Below are 251 nucleotides of genomic sequence, written 5' to 3'. Positions count from 1 at the left end.
GCCTTCAGGCGCTTCGGCATGGTCTCCAGATCGTGGCGCAACCAGATGCTACGGACGCCTTGGGGCGAGACGGACAGAGCATGCCGTTTGAGGACCTCGTTGGCGATACGCACTTGACCGTAAGCTGGCAATTCGAGGGCCAGTTCCACAACGGCGGCCTCGACCTGCGGATCCACGCGGTTCTTGAGCAGCGGCCGGTGGTGGGAAATCTCCTGCAGCGCAGCTTCACCGCCTCGATCGTACAGTTCCTT

The 251-nt window shown here is 62.2% G+C and carries 1 protein-coding gene; it reads right to left on the bottom strand.

The features are described 5' to 3' along the window. On the bottom strand, positions 1-251 hold a 251-nt coding region (locus tag DID99_RS37040; protein WP_148094740.1), incomplete at both ends, for a helix-turn-helix domain-containing protein.

This window comes from Burkholderia sp. Bp8986 (assembly GCF_003854225.1).
GTDB lineage: Bacteria > Pseudomonadota > Gammaproteobacteria > Burkholderiales > Burkholderiaceae > Burkholderia.
Note: the sequence above shows the minus strand (reverse complement) of the source record. Positions and strands in the feature narration are given on the sequence as shown.